The organism is Aequoribacter fuscus (genome assembly GCF_009910365.1).
In the GTDB taxonomy this organism is placed as follows: domain Bacteria; phylum Pseudomonadota; class Gammaproteobacteria; order Pseudomonadales; family Halieaceae; genus Aequoribacter; species Aequoribacter fuscus.
Genome location: NZ_CP036423.1, coordinates 2466524 through 2487954 on the forward strand (window position 1 = coordinate 2466524; position 21431 = coordinate 2487954).

17 protein-coding genes are annotated in these 21431 nt (G+C 52.9%); 13 read left to right on the top strand and 4 right to left on the bottom strand.

The genetic code is table 11. From position 1 onward, the window contains the following. Positions 1–50: 50 nt before the first annotated feature. The 3 genes from EYZ66_RS11105 to EYZ66_RS11115 are packed head-to-tail and all read left to right on the top strand — an operon-like array spanning position 51 to position 3022. The gene (locus tag EYZ66_RS11105; RefSeq protein ID WP_009576762.1) at positions 51–755 is read left to right on the top strand and encodes a transglutaminase-like cysteine peptidase; all 705 of its coding nucleotides are present in this window, start codon (positions 51–53) and stop codon (positions 753–755) included. 2 nt (positions 756–757) lie between these two features. Next, positions 758–2767 (top strand): bifunctional diguanylate cyclase/phosphodiesterase, encoded by a 2010-nt coding sequence (locus EYZ66_RS11110; RefSeq protein ID WP_009576763.1) that lies wholly within the window; start codon positions 758–760, stop codon positions 2765–2767. 21 nt (positions 2768–2788) lie between these two features. Next, the gene (locus tag EYZ66_RS11115) at positions 2789–3022 is read left to right on the top strand and encodes a hypothetical protein (protein WP_009576764.1); all 234 of its coding nucleotides are present in this window, start codon (positions 2789–2791) and stop codon (positions 3020–3022) included. A 64-nt stretch (positions 3023–3086) separates the two neighbouring features. On the opposite strand, the gene EYZ66_RS11120 is transcribed toward EYZ66_RS11115, so the two are convergent. Continuing rightward, positions 3087–4115: a COX15/CtaA family protein gene (locus EYZ66_RS11120; RefSeq protein WP_009576765.1), complete on the bottom strand. Its 1029-nt coding sequence runs from the start codon at positions 4113–4115 to the stop codon at positions 3087–3089. Positions 4116–4253: 138 nt separating this feature from the next. Between EYZ66_RS11120 and EYZ66_RS11125 the strand changes: the two genes are divergently transcribed. Beyond that, a complete protein-coding gene (locus tag EYZ66_RS11125) occupies positions 4254–6179 on the top strand; it encodes an ATP-binding cassette domain-containing protein (protein WP_009576766.1) in 1926 nt (641 codons plus the stop codon). Here the strand turns inward: EYZ66_RS11125 and EYZ66_RS11130 are convergent. Continuing rightward, entirely contained in the window at positions 6176–7366 is a 1191-nt protein-coding gene (locus tag EYZ66_RS11130) for an amino acid aminotransferase (protein WP_009576767.1), read from the bottom strand. The two genes, EYZ66_RS11125 and EYZ66_RS11130, sit on opposite strands and share 4 nt — an antisense overlap. A gap of 85 nt (positions 7367–7451) precedes the next feature. Between EYZ66_RS11130 and cmoA the strand changes: the two genes are divergently transcribed. Together cmoA and cmoB are read left to right on the top strand one after the other, a co-directional pair. After that, a complete protein-coding gene (gene cmoA / locus EYZ66_RS11135; protein WP_009576769.1) occupies positions 7452–8183 on the top strand; it encodes a carboxy-S-adenosyl-L-methionine synthase CmoA in 732 nt (243 codons plus the stop codon). Continuing rightward, positions 8180–9148, top strand: a complete 969-nt coding sequence (cmoB, locus tag EYZ66_RS11140; RefSeq protein WP_009576771.1) for a tRNA 5-methoxyuridine(34)/uridine 5-oxyacetic acid(34) synthase CmoB — start codon at positions 8180–8182, stop codon at positions 9146–9148. Before cmoA ends, cmoB begins: the two co-directional genes overlap by 4 nt. 42 nt (positions 9149–9190) lie before the next feature. Here the strand turns inward: cmoB and lon are convergent, their stop codons facing one another. After that, positions 9191–11548 carry an endopeptidase La gene (gene lon / locus EYZ66_RS11145; protein ID WP_009576772.1) on the bottom strand — a complete coding sequence of 786 codons (2358 nt, stop codon included), beginning with the start codon at positions 11546–11548 and terminating at the stop codon, positions 9191–9193. A gap of 144 nt (positions 11549–11692) precedes the next feature. Here lon and EYZ66_RS11150 point away from each other — a divergent pair, with 144 nt between their 5' ends. Beyond that, positions 11693–12961: an aspartate aminotransferase type Ic gene (locus EYZ66_RS11150; protein WP_009576773.1), complete on the top strand. Its 1269-nt coding sequence runs from the start codon at positions 11693–11695 to the stop codon at positions 12959–12961. Between the two features lie 126 nt (positions 12962–13087). On the opposite strand, the gene EYZ66_RS11155 is transcribed toward EYZ66_RS11150, so the two are convergent. Further along, positions 13088–13417 carry a DUF1820 family protein gene (locus EYZ66_RS11155; RefSeq protein WP_009576774.1) on the bottom strand — a complete coding sequence of 110 codons (330 nt, stop codon included), beginning with the start codon at positions 13415–13417 and terminating at the stop codon, positions 13088–13090. A gap of 184 nt (positions 13418–13601) precedes the next feature. On the opposite strand from EYZ66_RS11155, the gene miaB reads away from it, so the two are divergent. From miaB to leuS, 6 genes are all read left to right on the top strand, one after another. Then, entirely contained in the window at positions 13602–14948 is a 1347-nt protein-coding gene (gene miaB, locus EYZ66_RS11160; RefSeq protein WP_040817270.1) for a tRNA (N6-isopentenyl adenosine(37)-C2)-methylthiotransferase MiaB, read from the top strand. A 93-nt stretch (positions 14949–15041) separates the two neighbouring features. After that, positions 15042–16073, top strand: coding sequence for a PhoH family protein (locus tag EYZ66_RS11165; protein WP_009576776.1), 1032 nt, complete (start codon positions 15042–15044; stop codon positions 16071–16073). Further along, complete coding sequence (gene ybeY / locus EYZ66_RS11170) at positions 16070–16543, top strand: rRNA maturation RNase YbeY (RefSeq protein ID WP_009576777.1); 474 nt, start codon at positions 16070–16072, stop codon at positions 16541–16543. The genes EYZ66_RS11165 and ybeY overlap by 4 nt, the downstream gene beginning before the upstream one ends. Then, a complete protein-coding gene (locus tag EYZ66_RS11175) occupies positions 16540–17385 on the top strand; it encodes a CorC family transporter (protein WP_009576778.1) in 846 nt (281 codons plus the stop codon). The genes ybeY and EYZ66_RS11175 overlap by 4 nt, the downstream gene beginning before the upstream one ends. Continuing rightward, positions 17382–18884: an apolipoprotein N-acyltransferase gene (gene lnt / locus EYZ66_RS11180; RefSeq protein ID WP_009576779.1), complete on the top strand. Its 1503-nt coding sequence runs from the start codon at positions 17382–17384 to the stop codon at positions 18882–18884. Before EYZ66_RS11175 ends, lnt begins: the two co-directional genes overlap by 4 nt. A 113-nt stretch (positions 18885–18997) precedes the next feature. Beyond that, complete coding sequence (leuS, locus tag EYZ66_RS11185; protein WP_009576780.1) at positions 18998–21430, top strand: leucine--tRNA ligase; 2433 nt, start codon at positions 18998–19000, stop codon at positions 21428–21430. Position 21431 lies beyond the last annotated feature (1 nt).

Consider the following 21431-nt stretch of genomic DNA (forward strand, 5'->3'; position numbering starts at 1 on the left):
GGTAGCATCTGATAAATCGCTTGATTAGCGACAGCGTTCGGATAACCAACATGGCGGCAAGCACCTCTTTGAGGCGATACATCAAATTTCCGAAGTTGCTGCTCTCTGCAGCGGCCAGCGTATGTTTTGGCGCCGCCTCCGTCTCTTATGCCTCTATCGATTGGTCATTGCTGAGCAATAATCTTTTGAGTCAAGGCCAGGTCAAAGACGCCAAAGGACGTGCTTGGTTAAATCAAATCAACGAGCTCAAAAACGAACCGCTCGAACTAAAGCTCCGAGGCGTTAACGACTACGTCAACCGATCTGCACAGCTGGCATCCGATATGGACAGTTGGGGCGAGAGCCATTATTGGGCAACACCCACCGAGCTCTTTAACAACGAACAAGGTGATTCCGAAGACTTTGCGCTGGCCAAATTGCTAAGCCTGTTGATGCTGGGCATTCATCCGGAACGCCTCGTGATCGTTTATACCGTTGCACAAGGCACAACACCGAGCATGACTAATCCTATCAGTCACACGGTGTTGCTCTGCCTGTGCGGCGACGACAATGCACCACTTATCTTGGACTCGATAGAGACTCGAATCATTCCCGCAGAGCGCCGCACCGACTTGCGCCCCGTCGCGGCTTATCGGCCTTTTGACTACCGATACCCGCAGGAACTTCGAGCCGATAACGATTATCAACCTTCTCAAATCCAGCGTTATCTAGCGAAACTTGAAGCGCAAGGATTTCCTGTTATGGAAACGCACTAATCATGCTTGCACTGTCACTTACCCAACGCATTTGGTTAATTGTTGTCGCGGCAATGCTCACCGTTTTTGTCGGAATTTCAGTTTTCAGTACCCTGCACACTCGAGAGCATTTACAAGAGCAAATCAACGATCAAAATAGCGATGCAGCCGCCGTGTTGGCTGGCGCGCTTGCCCGTGTTAGCGGCGGCGGCCCAGAGCTTGAAAAAGTCGTGGACAACCAATTCAATCTCGGCCATTACAGCTTAATTCGAGTCGAAGATGGTAGCGGCAAAGTCGTCTACCAGCGGCAGCGCTCGCTAGACAGTGTTACCCCAGATGCTTTCAGTTCCCTGTTACACTTAACCGTAGAACAAGGCGAGGCGCTTATCCTCGGTGAATGGTCTAGTCTAAAACGCGTTGTTATCGAAACCGACCCGACCTTCGCGAGTAGCTTGCTGTGGGACAACATCCTGCGCATCTTGATATTTTGTTCAGTTGCCTCGTTAATACTGGGGTTTAGTGGAATTGCACTGATCAAACTGCAAACGCGGGGTTTAAGACCACTTCAAGACCATGCAGAAGCCATCGCCAACCGACAATTCGAAACGCGCCCCCTACCACCTATTGCAGAATACCGGCCACTGGCGGAAGCACTAAACATTTTGGCCGACAAAGTCCGCCTTATCCTGCAGCAAGATGCGCGCAAACTGGAAAAATGGAACCTAGAAAGTCAAACAGACAAAATTACTGGACTCATGAACCGAGAGCCCTTCTTGGGCACCTTAAAAGAGCAATTAAAGCGCCAAGGACAAGAGCAAACCGGGGTGCTCGCCCTCGTGCGAATCATGGACCTTGCCGCGCTTAACCGCGCCCAAGGGCGCGTGGTCATGGATAACCTCATCCGCGAAATGGGTCTAGCACTGCGCCGACTCACCTTACGCATGGGAGGCTGGAGCGCCGGGCGTTTAAATGGGTCAGACTTTGCCATTTTGTGTCCTAGCACAGACGACGTCCCGTTCAGCGCGCAACAAATCCACGAAACCATGATGAACGTTGTGGCACAGCAGGGCTTAGAAGATGCCATTCGTATGCCGGGCTCTGCCTGCGCCGTTAAACACAAAGATACCATTGGCTCACTGCTGACGTGCTTGGATGCCTGCTTGGCGGAGAATGAGTCGGCAACCGTGCCTCAAATGACTCTCACCGAAGTCTCTACCGAGCAGGTGTCAAGCGCCAACGAAACCGTCGGACAATGGCGTGAGACTCTAGATCGAGCGTTCGCGGAGAAACTCTTTTATCTGGGTGATTTCCCCGTAGTGGACGCCGAGGGCGATTTTGTGCACATCGAGGCGCCAGTTCGTATCGGCTTAGACGATTATGAGTATACCGCGGCTGACTTTCTCCCTTGGGTTAGTCGACTCAACTTGTCGCAAAACTTGGACAAGGTCGTTATCGAACTTGCCCTGCAAAAAATTCAAGTCACGGGTCGGGACGTGTGCATTAACTTTAGCTTCTCTGCCCTGACCGACAGTAGCTTCGCCGAATGGTTGGTCAGCCGCCTAAAAGAAAACGACATGTGGGCCAGCAAACTGTGGATCGAGTTCCAAGAGACCGTCGTTTTCCGCAACTTAGATGCCTTCAAGCAACTTGCCGCAGCGTTGAAAGACTCGGGCGTGAAACTTGGCGTCGAGCACGCTGGATACCAAATTGCTCAAATGGGTAAGCTTAATCGAATCGGTGTCGACTACTTAAAGATCGACAGCGCCTTTGTTAGAGACATACAGCAAAACCCCGCCAACCAAAAATTGGTGCGCAATTTGGTTGAGCTACTCGACGCACTGAATATTCGCGTATTCTCAGAGGGCGTGGCCAGCATTGATGAATGGAAAGCGTTGGTGCGCACCGGTGTGAACGGCTTTACCGGGCCCGCGGTGACTAATATTATTGCACCTACGCCCTCCAAAGAGGCCGAAACACCAGCGAATGAAGATCGCGCAACTGAAGACAAGGCGCCCATCGAGTTTAATCAATAAGGCAGGCGAGAGGTATAGCTCATGTCTAATGATTTCCGGCCCACGTTCACCAGCCAGCGCTCTCGCTGGCAAGACCGCGTCAAAAAAGAAGAGCAAGGCGAAGAAGTCGCTTACACTGGTCCCGAGCGGCGTTATTACCACAGACGCCTACTGAAGGATCGTCGAGAATCGATCCGTTTTGACTTGACCAAAGACGACCGCAGAAAAAGCAGTGGGCGCCGCCGAACCGATCTAAGCACCGACAAATGGGTGTAATCCCCTTCCCGCGCGATTTCGGCGGGTGACAGCGCGACCGCCACCAAGCGCGACCGCCCTAACCCTAAACCTTCGCGTTAGACCAAACGAGGGAGCGTTCTGCAAAAATTAGGGCCGTTAATAAAATGACGGCGCCAACTTGGTGGGCAGCACCAATAGCCACCGGAACATGCATTAGTAAAGCCGATATCCCTAGCAGGACTTGAGCCGTTAATGCGACCACCACAAAAATAGCTGGAAGCACCAAACCCTGACGCCACAAGCGCACCGCAAAAGCGCCAAGCAGCGCGATTAAGACGTAGGCGAACATGCGGTGGTTAAATTGCACTGTCGTGATGTCTTCAAAAATCGAGCGCCACCACGGGGTCATCGAGTACAGCCCTTCTGGAATAAAGCTGTTACCCATCAACGGCCAGGTGCTGTAAGCAAAGCCGGCGCGTGTGCCAGCGACCAAAGCCCCACTCAAAGCCATGACAAACACCAAAACAACCAGACCTAAGGCGTAGGGGGAGACAACAGTTTGGATACGTTTTTGTACGCCTCGCGCTCGTGCATGCAGTTCAAACGCCAACCATACCAAGCAGCAATACAGAAAGATCGCCAAGCCCAGGTGCGCGGCCAAGCGATACTGGCTGACGCGCGGGTCCTCGACCAGTCCAGACTTTACCATGTACCAGCCCAACAGTCCCTGGCACCCACCCAGTATCAGGAACACCACTAAGCGACCTTTAATATCGGCAGGGATGCGGCCTTTGACCCAGAAATAGGCGAGTGGCAAAAAATACAGCAGACCTATCAGGCGCCCTAACACTCGATGTAAATATTCGTACAAAAAAATGGACTTAAAGCCATCCAAATCCATGCCAAAATTGATTAATTGGTACTCGGGCGAGAGCTTGTACTCATTGAACACGCGCATCCACTCGGCTTCTGTTAGTGGGGGCACAATACCCAACAGAGGGCGCCACTCCACCATCGATAAGCCCGAATGGGTCAAGCGGGTCACACCACCGAGCAGAATCATTCCGAGAATGACCAGACAACACAGCGTCAACCAGTTGGCAATAAGGCGTTCGTTAGCCCGAGCAGTCATAATTCTTACCTGTCGATTCGTACGGCGCCAATAGTAGCGGAAACCGAGTACTAATGGGTGGGTTTTTGTAGAAAATGCGCCTCGTAAAGTGCCCTTAGCACGCGTAAACTACGCCTGCTTTCTTACTCGCGAACCCTTATGCCATTATTAACACTGACCAATATCAGCCTGCAGTACGGTACCCACCAGATTTTTGACGGCATCGACCTAACCATTACCCGAGGTCAACGCCTGGGTTTGCTTGGGCGCAACGGCGCTGGCAAATCAACCTTAATGAAATTACTGGCAGGGTTAGTGCAAGCCGATAGTGGTGAACGTTGGCAGAGACCCAGCGTTAAACTCGGTATGCTCGAGCAAGATTTACCCGAAGCGAGTGATGCAACGTGCTTTGAGGTGGTGGCAGAGGGCTTGGGCGAGCTCGGTCCCGCATTGGCCGAATACCATCACTTATCTATGAGTGCGACCGAGCACGACTTAGAGCGCCTGCAAAGGCTGCAGGAGATCATCGAATCGTCAGATGGTTGGCGCCTACAGCAAAAAGTCGAAGCAACCCTGACGCGGCTCAATATTGATGGTGAGCAAACACTGGCATCACTTTCCGGAGGCTGGAAGCGCCGAGTCGCACTAGCTAAAGCATTAGTCTCTGAGCCTGACATTCTGTTTCTAGACGAGCCCACCAACCATCTCGATATCCCTACCATTGAATTTTTGGAAGAGCAGCTCAAAGAATTTCGAGGCGCCATTGTTTTAGTGACGCACGATCGCCGCTTCTTGCAGCAGATTGCCGACACCATTGCCGAGCTGGACCGCGGACACCTCAAGGTCTGGAAAGGCGACTACCGCGGCTTCCTGAACTATAAAGAGCATTTGGAGGCCGCTGAGGCTAAAGCCAATGCTGAGTTCGACAAAAAACTCGCGCAGGAGGAAGTCTGGATTCGCCAGGGCATAAAAGCACGGCGTACCCGTAACGAAGGGCGTGTGCGGGCCTTAGAAGCTTTGCGAAAAGAGCGCTCCGAACGGCGTGAGATCACCGGCAAGGCCTCTTTCAGCATCGGCGATGCCCAGAGCTCGGGTAAGCGCGTGGTCGAAGTAGAGCACGCATCGGTCCGCCTGGGCGACAAAACCATCCTGCGAGACATCAATTTAATTGTGCAGCGCGGCGACCGCATCGGTATCGTTGGTGCCAACGGTGCCGGTAAGACGACTCTACTGAATACCTTGCTGGGCAAGCTCACCCCCACGACGGGTAAGGTATCGCTGGGTACAAAACTTGAAATCGCCTATTCGGATCAGTTACGTTCCGAACTTGACCCTGACATGAGCCTCATGGACGCCGTGTGCGGCGGACAATCGTTTGTGGAAATCAACGGCCACAAACGCCATGCCTACTCCTATTTATCCGAGTTTTTATTTGCTAAAGAACGGGCCAACACACCCATTGGCGCCTTGTCAGGCGGCGAGAAAAACCGTGCAGTCTTAGCCAGACTGTTTACCCAAACCGCCAACGTCTTGGTGCTTGACGAACCCACCAACGACCTCGACATGGAAACGCTGGAGCTACTGGAAGAGCAAATTTTGAATTTTGCCGGTACAGTGCTGCTGGTAAGTCACGACCGAGACTTCATGGACAATACCGTGACCGCTTTACTGGTGGTAGAAAACGACGGTCGCGTCAGCGAACACGCAGGCAGTTTCAGCAATTGGGAAGCACGAGGGTTTAAGCTCAAGGCACTAGACCCTAACAGTAAAGACGAAAGCGCCGAAGCCGCTAAACCCCAGACTTCCGATTCGAACACACCAGCGCCTAAAGTCCAAGCATCAAACGCAGCGGCCCCAGCGACCAAACGCAAACTGTCATACAAAGAGCAACGCGAGCTGCAGGCCCTGCCTGAGCAGATTGATACGCTCGAAACTCAAATTGCCGAGCTAGAAAACGTGATGGCCGAGCCCAGCTTCTACCAGCAAGGCCACGACGCAGTCCAAGCAAAGACCCAAGCCTTGGCCGACCTGCAAGCCGAGCTCGAAGCAAAAATGGAGCGCTGGCTAGAGCTCGATTCGAACTAGCGCAGCACGCCCGCTATTGCCTGCGCTAGCGGCTCGACCGTCGCATCCTTTAAGCCTGCTACGTTGATACGCGATGAATCGAGCATGTAGACGGCTTGCTCCTCACGCAGTTGCAAGACCTGCGCAGGCGTTAAGCCCAAAAAGGAAAACATGCCCTTCTCTTGCGCGACAAAACTAAAATCACAGTCGGTCGCAGCAGTCAGCGCCACACTCAGCTGATTACGCAAGCCTTGAATGCGTTGCGTCATGCTTTGAAGCTCTTGCTGCCACATCGCATTTAAGTGAGCATCCGCCAGCACTTTACCCGCCAAAATGGCGCCGTGCGCCGGCGGCATACTGTACAAACGGCGCGCAGCACCAAGCGCTTGCGATAGGGCGGTCTCGGCGTGCTCTGCAGATTGCGTCACAAAGATCGTGGCACCTGTACGCTCACGATACAGGCCTAGATTTTTGGAGCACGACGCCGCGATAAGCACCTCGGGCAACTGGCTGGCGAGCATACGCACCCCCAGAGCATCATGCTCCAAATCATCACCCAGCCCCTGATACGCGATGTCGATCAAAGGAATCGCGCCGCGCTCTAGCAACAAATCGGCCACGATCTGCCATTGCTCGGCGTTTAAATCCGCCCCACAGGGGTTGTGGCAGCAGCCGTGCAACAGCACCGCATCACCCGCCTTTACACCCTGTAAATCTTGCATCATACGCTCGAAGTTTAAGCTGTGGGTGGCATAGTCGTAATAGTCATAGCGCGCAAATTTTAAACCAACGCTGCCAAGCAGAGGCTCATGCACAGGCCAGGTTGGATTGGGCAACCACACCTTAGCTGACGGATTTGCAACTGCCAGCACTTCCGAGGCGATGCGCAAAGCGCCACAACCGCCAGGTGTTTGGATCGTTGCAGTTCGGGTCTCGACCAACGCGCGATGTCCAGCACCGAGCACAAGCTTGGGCATCTCAGCCACAAAGGTCGGATCACCCTGGGGAGGCAAATACGCCTTAGAGACCTCGGCCTGTACCAATTGCTGTTGCGCCTCTTGCACGGCGCGCATCACCGGACAGAGACCGTTATCGTCCATGTACACACCCACCGTCAGATCAATTTTGTTCGAACGTTCATCGGCTCTGGCAAGCGCGGCTAAGCCCAAAATACTGTCTTTTGGTAAACGTGATAGTGTGGCTAACATGACGAATCCTTATGTAAATACTGGCCATTACGACCTTAAGTGGCTCATGATATCATTGCGCGCTTTCGAACCGAACTGACAAATCATGTCCAACAAAGATAACTTATTCTCTGAGCCACTGGATCAAATTGCACCGTTTCGTTTTGATGAATCGGTTGTTTCGGTGTTTCCGGATATGATCAAACGTTCTGTCCCCGGTTACCCCACGATTATTGCCATGACAGGGGTATTGGCCGCGCGTTACGCCCAAGCTAACAGCAACCTGTACGACTTAGGTTGTTCGCTGGGCGCGTCGATATTATCCATGCGCCAGCAACCCCTACCTGACAGCTGCAAGATCATTGGCATCGACAACTCAACGGCCATGATTGAACGCTGCCGATCTGTTTTGGATACCGACAGCAACACGACGCCGGTAGAACTGCGCTGCGACGATATCACCGCTGTCGATTATGACAACGCCTCGGTCATCGTATTGAACTTTACCCTGCAGTTCGTGCGCCCAGAGTTACGCAACGCGCTCATACAAAAGCTTGTTGCAAGCTTACGCCCAGGCGGCATCCTTATCATTTCAGAGAAGGTCGAATTCACTGAACCCCATCTTGACCAACTGAATATGGATTTACACCACGAGTTTAAGCGCCGCAACGGTTACAGCGATTTAGAGGTCGCCCAAAAACGCTCAGCTATCGAAAACGTTCTGATACGCGATAGCATAGAGACACACCGCAAACGTCTGCTCGATGCTGGCTGTGACAGCGCTAACGTCTGGTTCCAATGCTTTAACTTTGCCTCGATCGTGGCCTTAAAAGCGTGAACTACGACGACTTAATTCTGAACTGGAAACTTGACCCAGACCTAGCAGCCTGGGCAGAAGTGCTTCCCGAGCAAATCCAGCAGGGGCTGGATCCGCAGCGCTATGGCGATCTTGCGCGCTGGCAAGAAGCCTTAGCATCATTACCGCCGTTAGACGTTACAGAGCGAATGCTGACTGAGTCGGCGGTGGGTGTTCGAGGCCCGGTGGACAATCCCGCTATGATCGCCGCCCTAAAACAAGCCCTAGAAGGCCTGCATCCATGGCGCAAAGGCCCCTTCAATGTGTTTGGCGTAGAGATTGACACCGAGTGGCGCTCCGACTGGAAATGGGATCGGGTGCTCCCTCACCTTGCCCCACTGCAAGACAAACGCGTGCTGGATATTGGTTGCGGTAGCGGCTACCACTGTTGGCGCATGCTAGGCGAAGGTGCACGTGAGGTTATCGGTATCGATCCGACCCCGCTCTTTGTACTGCAGTTTTGGGCGATACAACACTATATGCGCCAACCAAATATCAGCGTCTTACCTCTGGGCGTAGAGGCAATTCCCGAGCGTATCAAAGCCTTCGACACCGTATTTTCAATGGGCATCCTGTATCACCGACGCTCCCCCTTTGATCACCTGACCCAATTGCGCGACTGTCTAGCGCCCGGCGGGCAGTTGGTGCTAGAAACACTCGTCGTCGAAGGAGACCGAGATACCGTTTTTGTACCGCCAGGCCGCTATGCTCGAATGGGCAACGTGTGGTGTCTGCCAAGCACAGCGGCGCTGGAGAGCTGGCTGACTAAGGTCGGGTTCAAAAACGCGCGAACCGTCGACGTGAATCAGACATCGATCGCCGAACAACGCCGCACCGACTGGATGCAGTTCCACTCACTGGAACAGTTTCTGGATCCTAACGACCACAGCAAAACGGTCGAAGGCCACCCTGCCCCAGTGCGCGCAGTGTTGTTGGCCGACGTCTAAATCAACGACTCACAGCTGCAAATAAGCCTGACCGAGTCACCATCAACTCGAAAACAAACTGCCATAAATCTGAGTAAAATGATCAACAAAGCTCACATCAAGCCCCTCTTGTAAGTATTCGGGCAGTTCCTCAAAGTCTTTTTGATTCGCCTTTGGCAGAAACAAACGGTTCACTTTTACTCGGCGTGCGGCAATGACTTTTTCGCGAATACCGCCAACCGGCAGTACCGCTCCGGTAAGCGATAACTCGCCTGTCATAGCCAACTTGTCAGTGACTGCGCGACCCAAAGCCAGTGACAACAGTGCACTCGCCATCGTCACCCCTGCACTGGGGCCGTCTTTGGGGGTAGCGCCTTCAGGCACGTGCAAATGAACCAGAGTTTCATCGAAAAATCTTGCATCACCACCAAACTCAGCCAAGTGCCCCATGACGTAAGAGTAGGCAATTTCAGCCGATTCCCTCATGACCTCGCCCAAACGACCGGTGTATTTGAAGCCTCGGTTCAAGCTGTGAATTTTATTGGCTTCAATTGATAAGGTCGCGCCGCCCATTGATGTCCAAGCAAGCCCGGTTACCACGCCAACGCCACGCATGGGCTTGTCGTCGCTGAACGGCGGTTTACCCAGAAAAGCCTCGATCTGTGCTTTAGAGATAGAGAGTCTCGCCAAGTCCCGCTCTAGTAATTCCATGATGGCTTTGCGAATCAAACGAGACAGCTGTTTCTCTAAATTGCGCACACCCGCCTCACGACAATACGCAACGATGACGTATTTAAGTGCCGCATCGTTTATGCGTATCTGACTGCGCTTCGCACCATGTTTTGCCAAGAGCTTGGGCCATAGGTGATTCTTGGCGATGGCCAGCTTTTCCTCGGCAATGTAGCCCGCTAGACGGATGACCTCCATACGATCCAACAAGGGCCCGGGAATCGTGTCTAACTGATTGGCCGTGCAAACAAACAGGACTTTGGATAAATCGACACGCAAGTCTAAGTAGTGATCTAAAAAGGCGCTGTTCTGCTCGGGGTCGAGCACCTCGAGTAAGGCCGAGGCTGGGTCTCCCTGAAATGACTGACCCAGCTTATCGATCTCATCGAGCATGATCACAGGGTTTTCGACTTTGACATCTTTAAGGGCCTGAATAAATTTACCTGGCATCGCTCCTATGTAAGTTCGTCGATGCCCTTTTATTTCGGCCTCATCGCGCATACCGCCCAAGCTAAAACGATAAAACTCACGACCCAAGGATTCTGCGATAGACTTGCCGATACTGGTTTTACCCACCCCTGGTGGGCCCACAAGTAACAGGATCGACCCGGCAATTTCACCCTTAAACGCGCCGACGCCGATAAATTCTAAAATGCGAGCTTTAACATCCTCTAAGCCATCGTGGTGGGCATTTAACACCTCACGGGCTGCCGCCACCGATAACTTATCGGTGGACTGTTTACCCCAGGGCACCGAGGTGGCCCAATCCAAATAATTGCGGGTGACGCCGTACTCAGGCGAACCCGGCTCGAGCACACTGAGCTTATCAAGCTCTGCTTCAATTTTACCAAGCGCAGGCTCTGGCACGCATAAATCGGCTAAACGTGCTTCGAAGGTTTCGCGATCCGAGGTCTTATCGTCTTTGGTAATACCCAGTTCTTTTTGAATAACCTTGAGCTGTTCACGCAAAAAGAAGTTGCGCTGCTGCTCACTGAGCTTTTCGTTTACCTGCCCACTAATTTTGTCCTGTAACTCAGCCACCTCCCGCTCACGGCGCAACAGCACCAACACTTTTTCCATGCGCTCGAGTAAATCTAAGCTATCCAAAATATCTTGTAATTCCTCACCGCTGGCGGTGGTCAGTGCGGCAGAGAAGTCCGCCAACAAACTGGGCTGATTGGGCGAGAAATTAGACAAGTATTGTTTTAGTTCTTCTCCGTACAGCGGATTCAGCGGTAGCAAGGCTTTAATCTCGTTGATAAGAGCCATCGCATAAGCGCGGATTTCTTGGCTGTCACGATCCCCCTGACTGCGTGGATAATCCACTTTGACTCGGTAGGGTGCCTCGTGGCTGAGCCACTCGGTAATTTGAAATCGCTTTATGCCTTGCACCAAGAACTGGTGATTGCCCTGGGTTTGAGGGGGGCGGTGCAGACGCACAACGCAGCCTGTTGCCGGCACACGCTCGCGTGGTAGCTCGCCAGGCGTCCGATCAGGCACAAAAACCAAAGCCAACAAGCCATTATCCTGGCTGACGGCGCGTTCGAGCGTGCTCTCCCACTCGCCGGCGTTGACGACCACAGGCTGAATCTGACCAGGGAAAAACGGTCGGTGGGGAATCGGCATCAGACACAGGTTGTCTGGCAACACATCCGCGATCAAAGCCGGTGACCTTGTTGATTCATCCGCCATAAAAATATCCTCCGTCTGACACTGTGCATAAGATGGGTACTATTGCGGTTTTTTCAATGCATAGCCGTTGGCACGCATTCTCGTTTGATCCGCACAGCGCTATACTACGCGGCATCCACAGTTTTATTTTTTTAGGAGTCCTACGTGCACGTAGACCAACTCGACGCCGCGCAGCGTGCGCAGGCACTTGCCCAAGCAGAATCTGATTACCACGCCCTATTGGCGCAAGGTTTATCGCTGGATCTAACGCGCGGCAAGCCCAGTGCCGAACAAGCCAATTTATCGAACGCCTTAGATGGCATACTAGACGGCAATTATTTTGCACAAGATGGTACCGATGTGCGCAATTACGGCGGCATCGATGGTCTACCCGAGGCCAAAGCACTGTTTGCCCAAGTGCTTCAAGTGCCCGCCGACGAAATGCTGATTGGCGGCAACGCCAGCTTGACCTTAATGTATCAAGTCATCGATTTCGCATTACGCTTTGGTTTTCACAAAGCCTGGAATACCGGCGACAGCACACCGAAGTTCTTATGCCCCGTACCCGGCTATGATCGTCATTTTTCTATTTGCGAATACTTGGGTATCGAGATGGTCACGCTTCCGATGCTCGACGACGGCCCCGATATGGATGTTGCTGAAGCACTCGTGCAAGAACTCGACAACGTCTGTGGTATTTGGTGCGTACCACGCTTCTCGAATCCTACCGGCTGCGTGTACAGCGAAGCCACCTTGGCACGCCTGGCAGCGCTACCTAAACTGGCGAAAAGCGACTTCCTGATCATGTACGACAACGCCTACGCGGTGCACGCACTTACTGCCGATGCACCTGCGCTGGGCAATATCCGCGAGCACGCGATCGCCGCAGGCACGTTAGACAACATCGTCCAATTTGGCTCGACATCGAAAATTACTTTCGCAGGCGCGGGCGTGGCGTTTTTAAGCACCTCTAAATCCAATTTAGCGGCTTTTAAGAAATACCTAGGTTTTCAAACGATTGGCCCCGACAAAGTGAACCAGCTGCGACATGTGGCGTTTTTTAAAGACCACAGCGGTTTAATGGCGCACATGGATCGCCACGCAGACATTATGAAGCCGCGTTTTGACGCCGTGCTGTCGACCCTCGAGGCGCAGCTAGGCGGCACAGGCATGGGCACTTGGATTAGCCCAGAGGGTGGCTATTTTGTATCGTTTGAAACGCGACCCGGTTTAGCCAAAGCCGTGATACAACTGGCGTCCGATGCTGGCATTAAGCTGACACCGGCAGGCGCGACGTTCCCCTACGGTAACGATCCACAAGACAGCAACATCCGAATTGCGCCCAGTTTTCCAAGCATAGCGGATGTACAAGCCACTATGGATGCGTTTGTGGTGTGTGTGCGCTTGGCGACTTTGCGAAGCCTAGCAAAGTAACGGGCAAGGAAAGCGGCAGATCGTCGCCGAGTAAAAATCGATAACTGGGCGCTGAGCGAGGCCTATCCTACGCTCAGTGCCAATACAGCACCTTAGTAGCAAGACCCCCGAGGCTAGCTCGATAGTTCAATCGTCGGAGGGTGGCGGCACCATGCTCGCAAACGGCAAACGGGTCACGTTACTGCCGGTGGTGTTGGCCGGAACTTCTGAGATTTTCGACGAGCCTTCGCGCTCAACCTCGTCAATTCGAATGACGGATTGATACGGGATATAGGTACGCTTCACGCCGGCAAATTCGTTTTTCAGCTTTTCTTCGCTCGGGTCCACCACAATTTGTGAACGCTCACCAAAAACGAATTCTTCGATCTCGATAAAACCCCACATATCACTCTGATAAATCTGACGCGCAAACACCTCAAACACTTGATTTGCATTGTGAAAAATCACTTTATACACACGAGTCTCCAAGCACTAGGGCTAAGCGTCAAAATTTACGGGCGCGCAATACTACCAACCTTGCGGAAAAATGCCATAAAAATCCGCCGCGCACACCAAATAATGTGGCCTATAGTCTAGGTTTCAAGGCCTCACATCGGTATACTCGCGGCCCTCTAAGGTTAGAACCAGCAGGGTTAATGACATGTCCGTTAAAAAATTGTTCATTCAGACGCACGGATGCCAAATGAACGAGTACGATTCGGCGCGCATTGGCGATTTGTTAAAAACCAGCCACCAACTCGAACGTACAGACAACCCTGAAGAAGCCGACGTTTTACTTCTGAACACTTGCTCAATTCGAGAAAAAGCCCAGGAAAAAGTGTTTCATCAGCTGGGACGCTGGAAGCCTTTAAAAGAAAAAAACCCGAACCTGATCATCGGGGTGGGTGGCTGCGTTGCCAGCCAAGAAGGTGCCGCAATTGGCGAGCGAGCCCCTTATGTCGACTTAGTCTTCGGCCCACAAACCCTGCACCGCCTACCTGAAATGATGGCCGAGCGCAGCCAACAAGGCCCTGGAAACACGATCGTCGTCGACGTTAGCTTCCCCGAGATTGAAAAGTTCGACTGTCTTCCTGATCCAGAGATCAAAGGTGCCAGCGCCTTTGTGTCGATCATGGAAGGCTGCAGCAAATACTGTTCATTCTGTGTGGTGCCTTATACCCGAGGCGAAGAGGTCTCGCGCCCGCTGGATGATGTCATCGCCGAAGTGGCGCACGCAGCGGAGCACGGTGTCAAAGAGGTCAATTTGCTCGGCCAAAATGTGAACGCGTACCGCGGCTTGAACTACTTAGGCGAGGTCGTCGATTTTGCCGAGTTGTTAACCTATATCGCGCGTATTCCGGCGATCGAGCGTATTCGATACACCACGTCGCACCCAGTAGAATTTAGCCAAGCGCTAATTGACGTCTACGCTGAAATTCCGCAACTGGTGGATCATTTACACCTGCCCGTCCAAAGCGGTTCAGACCGAATTCTAGCTGCGATGAAACGCGGCCACACGGCATTAGAGTACAAATCAAAAATTCGCGCTCTGCGTAAGATTCGCCCAAACATCAGCATGTCGTCCGACTTCATCGTGGGCTTCCCCGGCGAGACCGACGCGGACTTCAATGCCACCATGAAGCTCATCGAGGATATCGGTTACGATTCGTCATTCAGCTTTATTTACAGTGCGCGTCCCGGCACGCCCGCGGCTGATTTGGTTGACGATACGCCCATGGAAGTTAAAAAACAGCGTCTGCAAATACTGCAGGCCCGTATTGCAGGTCAGGCGCGAATCATCAGTGAAAACATGGTGGGTACCCGGCAGCGCATTTTGGTCAGCGGCGTCTCCAAAAAAGATCCCGGACAACTTCAAGGGCGCACCGAGAATAACCGTGTAGTTAACTTTAGCTGTACAGACCATGGCCTGATCAACGAATTTGCGTGGGTGACGGTCGACGAAGCGCTGCCCAACTCATTGCGTGGCACCTTGTTAAAAAACCATTAATTTCGCACAAAACTGCAACACACGGCTTGACTCATCGCGCAAGCCGATTATCCTTGGATATCCATACATAAGGGCTTTTGCCACCGACTCGCATTGACACAACTTGCCGATATCAGCGACCCCTCGTCGCAAACAATTTCTACGACTCTGGAACCCAATAACGCATCGCATCTGGCGACTCTGTGTGGCCAGTTTGACGCCCACTTAAAGCAAATTGAGCAGCGGCTCAATGTTGCCATCGCGTCGCGCGGCAACCGCTTCAGTATCTCCGGCGCTAGCGAAGCGCGAGAGGCGGCTCGGGACCTGCTGGAAGCTCTGTATCGAGCCATTTGCAGCGGAGAAGGCCTCTCAGCCGAATCGCTGCATGTGCATATGCAAGACGCAGGCCTTGAAGTGTTAAAAGAGCAACGCGCGAGCGACGCCGAAACCACAGACAATGTCGTTGTGATTAAAACAAAGCGAGCACCGGTTAAGCCGCGCGGCAAGAATCAGCAAGGCTATGTGCGCGCCATCCAAGATTTTGACATCAATTTTGGCATTGGACCCGCGGGTACAGGCAAAACATATCTGGCCGTCGCCTGCGCGGTCGAGGCCCTGCTGAACGAGCGTGTGCGCAGAATTTTGCTGGTGCGCCCCGCGGTCGAGGCCGGTGAAAAACTCGGCTTCTTACCCGGCGATCTCGCGCAGAAAATCGACCCCTACCTGCGCCCGCTTTACGACGCTTTGTACGAAATGCTGGGCTTTGAGCAGGTCAATAAGTACATCGAGCGAAATATTATCGAGGTGGCACCACTCGCGTTTATGCGTGGCCGCACACTGAACAATGCATTCATCATTTTAGACGAAGCCCAAAACACTACCCGCGAACAAATGAAGATGTTTTTAACGCGCATTGGCTTTGGCTCTACGGCCGTGATTACCGGTGACGCCACCCAAATCGACTTACCGCGTGGTGCACACTCGGGGCTCACCCATGCCAGCCACATCCTCGACGGCGTCGACGGGATTAGTTTTACGTACTTTGCCAATAAAGATGTGGTTCGCCACCCGCTAGTACAGCGCGTCGTAGAAGCCTACGACAAAGCTGAGTTGGCACCTTCTAAAATCGAGAGCAACAGTCGATGAACATTAGTGTTTGTGTCGACCGCGCGTGTGGCGGCGACAGTCCCGACGACGACAGTTTTAGGCGCTGGGTCAGCGCCGCACTAAAAGCTTGTCGCAAAAGCGGGCACGTTGACCTTAAAATCGTCGATTCCAACGAAATCCAATATCTGAACAAAACCTATCGCGGTAAAGACGCAGCTACCAACGTGTTGTCGTTTCCAAGCGAATTGCCACCGGGTATCCCCTCGGACCTACTCGGCGATTTAGCCCTATGCACCCCAGTGATCGAGCGTGAAGCGAGTGAACAACGCAAGGTTCTGATGCATCACTGGGCCCACTTAACCATCCATGGCACCTTGCATTTAATCGGATTCGATCATATTGAAGACACGGATGCTGAAATTATGGAAAGCTTGGAAATTGACATTTTAGCGAGCTTATCTCTTCCTAACCCCTATGTTGATTACACTGAGGAGTGTCATCCATCATGAGCGACGACAAAACCAGCGGCGACAGTAACGATAAGTCGTGGCTGGACAAAATAGCGCTACTTTTCTCCGGCGAGCCCCGCACTAAAGAAGACCTGCATGACGTGCTAACGGTGGCGTCAGAAAATGAACTGATCGACAAAGACGCGCTCAGCATTATCGAAGGCGCCATGCAGGTAAGCGACTTACATGCACGCGATATCATGATCCCTCGAGCGCAAATGGTCGTCGTTAAAGAAGACGCTACGCTCGAAGAGTTACTGCCTCAAATTATCGAGTCGGCGCATTCGCGATTCCCAGTCATAGGTGAGAACACCGATGAGGTCTTGGGGATTCTGCTGGCCAAAGACCTCTTGCCACGGTTGTTAAAAAGCGACACCGAGCCCTTTGCCGTCTCCGAACTTATGCGCCCTTGCTTTGTTGTACCAGAAAGCAAGCGCCTCAATGTTTTGTTGCGTGAATTCCGCCAAAACCGCAACCACATGGCGATCGTCATTGACGAATACGGCGGCGTTGCTGGCCTAATTACCATTGAAGATGTGCTGGAAGAAATCGTTGGCGAAATCGAAGATGAAACCGATACCGATGAAGATGAATTCATCCGCAAAATCACCGACACCGAGTTTTTTGTTAAAGCTCTGACGCCAATCGAAGACTTTAACGAGTATTTCGAAACGCAGCTCAGCGACGAAGAGTTCGACACCATCGGTGGCTTAGTCATTCAAGCCTTTGGACACATGCCTGCGCGTGGCGAAACCACCACATTCGAGGGCTTCAGATTCAAAGTCATTCACGCCGATCAGCGCAAGATTCAAAGTCTGCGGGTATCCAAGCTAACGTCGTGAGCATCATCAAGTCGCTTTGGGTCCGCGCTATTATCGCGGCGCTATTGGGCGTCGCGGTCACGCTGTCACTTGCGCCTTGGAACTATTGGCCTCTTGGCGCTTTATCAGCCGCTAGCCTGTGGATCTTATGGCACACAGCAAAACCCACAGAAATTTTGCGCCTAGCGTGGTGTTACGGCTTGGGTTTTTTCGGTGCTGGCATTTCCTGGGTGTACGTCAGTATTCACGACCACGGCAATGCCAGTGTCGGCCTAGCGGGGTTTTTAACCTTGTTATTCTGCGCATTGCTGGCTATTTTATTTGTCATTATGGGGTGGGTTTACCGACGCTTTCTTCATCCACGCCCTTTAGACATTAGCCACGCGCTGGCATTCACAGGCCTATGGGTGTTAAACGAGTGGATCCGCACTTGGTTTTTAACGGGCTTTCCCTGGGTATTTGTGGGCTATGGCTATATCGATACGCCTCTGGCTGGGTGGGCACCTGTGGGCGGGGTCTTCGCGCTCTCGTTCATCGCTTGTCTACTGGGCTGTTTGTGGGCACTCGCCCTGACACAAAAGCGCCTCAGCTATGGTGTTGCCGCTCTAGGGGCCAGTTTGCTGGCATTTGGCGGCGGTCAAATCCTAGACAATCGTGAGTGGACTCAAAGCAAACAAAGCACCACCTACGTCGCGATTGTGCAGCCCAACACGCCCCAATCCATGAAATGGGATCGTCGCTATTACAGCTCGATTCTCGATAATCTAGGGCATCTCAGTGAACGCGCTAAGCCCGGCGACATCATCATATGGCCTGAGGCCGCGGTCCCCCGCTACTATCACAATGCCTTAGAAGACTTAAAACCTGCACTCGCGCGCATGAACAAGCAATCGCAAGCCCTGATTAGCGGTATCCCTTTTGCCAATCGCGCGACACAAAGCTATCACAACAGTATTGCCGTGTTTGCGGGTGGCGAAGGCTTGTATCACAAGCAACGCTTAGTGCCTTTTGGTGAATATGTCCCTCTGCAGAGTATCCTGCGCGGACTCATCGACTTTTTTGATTTACCCATGTCGAACTTCTCAGCGGGCGATGCTCGGCAAGCCCCCCTGTGGGTGCAAGATCAAGTTATTGCCCCATCCATTTGCTACGAGGTGGTCTACCCCGATCTCGTCGCGCGCGGCGCGCGACGAGCTGACTGGCTATTAACCATCAGTAACGATACCTGGTTTGGCGACTCGATAGGTCCTTTGCAACACCTGCAAATGGCGCAAATGCGCGCACTGGAAACCCAGCGCTACTTGGTGCGCGGCACCAGCAATGGCATTTCGGCCATTGTGAACCCAAAAGGGCAGATCGTAAATCAGACACCACAGTTCGAACCGGCCGTTTTACGTGGCTCTATCGAGTCCCGACGGGGTTCTACGCCTTTCATGCAAACCGGTAGTACGCCCGTTATTGTTTTGGCGCTGATCGCTCTTCTATACGGGCGCCACCGGCAAGCAGCACCAAAAACCTAGGCAAAACCATAGACTTAGCAGTACTCCAAAGGCCTGATAACTGCTAAGATTGCGGTTTTATTCGGATCGCTGAAGCAAGAGCTAAAGCACACCACAGCTAAAAGAGAGACAACGTGCAATACCAAGCCGCGAGCATTGAACAAGAGGCGCAGGCCTTTTGGGAATCCCAAGCCAGTTTTATCGCAAAGCCTGATCCCAAACGGGAAAAGTTCTATTGTCTGGCAATGTTCCCCTACCCCAGTGGCAAACTTCACATGGGCCATGTGCGCAACTATACCATTGCCGATGTGATCGCACGTTTTCAACGCATGCTCGGTAAGAACGTGCTGCAACCCATGGGCTGGGACGCTTTTGGTCTGCCCGCAGAAAATGCCGCCATTAAAAACAATGTGCCACCCGCCGCTTGGACTGCAGACAACATCAATTACATGCGTGATCAGCTTAAACGCTTGGGCTTTGCCTACGACTGGACACGCGAAGTCACGACCTGCGAGCCAGACTACTATCGCTGGGAGCAGTGGTTTTTTACCCGGCTGTTCGAGAAAGGTTTGGCCTACAAAAAACAAGCCGAAGTCAACTGGTGCGAAACTGACAACACGGTCTTAGCAAACGAGCAGGTAGTCGACGGTTGCTGTTGGCGTTGCGACAACCCGGTAGAGCGACGCAATATTGACCAATGGTTTATCAAAATTACCGACTACGCCGAGCAGCTCTTAAACGACATCGACCAATTGGACGGCTGGCCCGAGCAGGTCAAAACCATGCAGCGCAACTGGATTGGTCGCTCTGAGGGTGTTGAACTTCAATTCGACGTAGATGGTCACGGGCCTTTGTCGGTCTACACGACACGTCCCGATACCTTAATGGGCGTGACCTATGTCGCCGTTGCGGGGCAACACCCGCTAGCGCAAAAAGCCGCTGAATCGAACCCAGAACTGAAAGCCTTTTTAAGCTCGATCGCCAACACCAAAATGGCAGAAGCCGATTTAGCGACAGCCGAAAAATTGGGCATGGCGACAGGTTTTACCGCCATTCACCCCATTACTGGGCGTGAAGTCCCCGTATGGGCGGCAAACTTCGTATTGATGAGCTACGGCTCGGGTGCGGTCATGGCGGTACCGGGTCACGACCAGCGCGACTGGGAGTTTGCGACAAAATACGGACTGCCGATTGAACAGGTCATCGAACCCAGCAACGGCGATGCGTGCGATTTATCAACAGCGGCTTACACCCAAAAGGGGATACTGGTTAATTCCGGCGACTACAATGGTTTAAGCTCGGCTGAAGCATTCGAGACCATTGCGGCTGCACTTGAAGCAGCAGGCAAAGGGCACAAAACGGTGCAATACCGCCTGCGCGATTGGGGCGTATCGCGTCAGCGCTATTGGGGCGCTCCCATCCCTATCATTAATTGCGACAAGTGCGGTGCGGTGAGCGTGCCCGAGCAAGACCTGCCGGTCGTCTTACCTACCGATGTCGAATTTGACGGTGTGGGCTCTCCGATCAAGAAAATGCCTGAATTTTACGAGACCACTTGCCCTTGCTGTGGGGGTCCAGCCGAGCGCGAAACGGATACCTTTGACACCTTTATGGAATCTTCTTGGTATTACGCTCGCTACGCTAGCGCAACTAACGGCAAGGCAATGCTAGATGACGACGCCAATTACTGGTTGCCTGTCGATCAATACGTGGGTGGCATCGAGCACGCGATTTTGCACCTGTTGTACGCCCGCTTTTTCCACAAGCTGTTACGCGACGAAGGCTTGGTCAATTCTGACGAGCCATTCAAACGCCTTTTGACGCAGGGCATGGTGCTAAAAGACGGCGCCAAGATGAGCAAATCCAAAGGCAACACGGTTGATCCACAAGCACTCATAGACAGCTATGGAGCCGACACCGTGCGCCTGTTTAGCATGTTTGCCGCACCACCAGAGCAATCGCTTGAATGGTCAGATGCCGGGGTCGATGGCGCGCACCGATTCTTAAAGCGCTTATGGCGCATGGCCTTTGAGCACATCGACGGCACAGCAGATACGCCCGAAAAACCCCTTACAGCCAAAGACGTGCGTCGCAAGCTACACGAGACCATTGCCAAAGTGACCGACGACTACGGCCGTCGCCAAACTTTCAATACTGCGATCGCCGCGGTCATGGAGCTGTGCAACGAACTGGTGCGTTTGGACCAGAGCGATAGCGCCTCACGCGAGGTTATGCGTGAAGGGCTATCGGTTGCAGTGCGTTTGCTCGCGCCCATTGTGCCGCACGTTTGCCACAGTCTGTGGCAAGCGCTAGGCTACAAATCGGATATCGCCAACGAAGCGTGGCCCGAGGTCGACCAAGCGGCGTTGGTGCGCGATGAGATTGAGCTCGTCGTGCAGGTTAACGGCAAGGTCCGCGCCAAAATGGCCGTGGGCGTTGACGCCAGCAAAGAAAGCATTGAACAATTGGCCTTGGCGCAAGACAACGTGCAGCGATTTATTGCGGATGCCACGGTGCGTAAAATTATTGTCGTGCCTGGCCGGCTGGTGAACATAGTGGCAAATTAAA